The 1,083-nt window shown below is 40.6% G+C and carries 1 protein-coding gene; it reads left to right on the forward strand.

Annotated elements, in window-relative coordinates; genetic code table 11:
* The first annotated feature begins 73 nt into the window (after positions 1–73).
* Positions 74–571: a hypothetical protein gene (locus F6K49_RS52190; protein ID WP_293110925.1), complete on the forward strand. Its 498-nt coding sequence runs from the start codon at positions 74–76 to the stop codon at positions 569–571.
* Positions 572–1,083: the final 512 nt, after the last annotated feature.

Here is a 1,083-nt window from a genome sequence, read left to right on the forward strand (position 1 = left end):
CTGCTGTTGCCATTAGTCCCGATGGAAAACATTTGGTTAGTGCCAGTGGCGGGTCAGATCGTTCTATCAAGATTTGGGATTTGTCCACCCTAGAATTGCGGAAAACCATCTCAAAACAACCCAGATTTCTGATATTGCCATTAGTGAAGATAGCAAGATACTAGTTGCTAGTGTTGATAAAACCGTCAAGTTGTGGGATATTAACAGTGGCGAAGAATTAGCTATCCTCGAAAGTCACTCCGCACCAGTTCTTACCATTGCGATTAGTGCCGATAGCAAAACTATCGCTAGTGCTGGCAGTGATAAAACTATTAAGCTATGGGATGTAGACAGTAGACAATTGCTGCGCACTCTCTCTGGAAATGATGGCTGGGTTTGGTCAGTTGCGATTAGTCCAGATGGAAACACTCTAGTTAGTGGTGGGGAGGATGGTACGATTAGAATTTGGTCGTTAGTCCTGAATCCGATTAGTTTTGAACAGGAAATCAAGAATCGGGAATCGGGAATCGGGAATCGGGAATCGGGGGAAGTCTTACTTGTAGGGTGGGCAAAAACAGTTTGGTTCCAATGAGTATTAATGATTAGATGGCTTTGCCCACCTTACTTGAATTGGTATTTGTCTTACTTGTAGTATTTGTCTTACTTGTAGGGTGGGCAAAAATAGTTTGGTTCCAATGAGTATTAATTAAATGATGGCTTTGCCCACCCTACGTTAATTGGTATTTGTCTTACTTGTAGGGTGGGCAAAAATAGTTTGGTTCAAATGAGTATTAATAAAATGATGGCTTTGCCCACCCTACGTTAATTGGTATTTGTCTTACTTGTAGGGTGGGCAAAAACAGTTTGGTTCAAATGAGTATTAATAAAATGATGGCTTTGCCCACCCTACGTTAATTGGTATTTTTTTTCACTTGAGTCGAACAGACCAAGATTTGATCACCTAGGTAATCAGTCGATTGCGACAGTGCAATAGTTCTTATTTCCCAAAGTTGGATTTACCAACTTGATAGGTCATCAATCTCATTTTTGGAATATCGGTAGTCAGTATCAAAGTAAGATCATCCACTGACCGAATTGATGGTA

Source organism: Moorena sp. SIO3I6 (genome assembly GCF_010672095.1).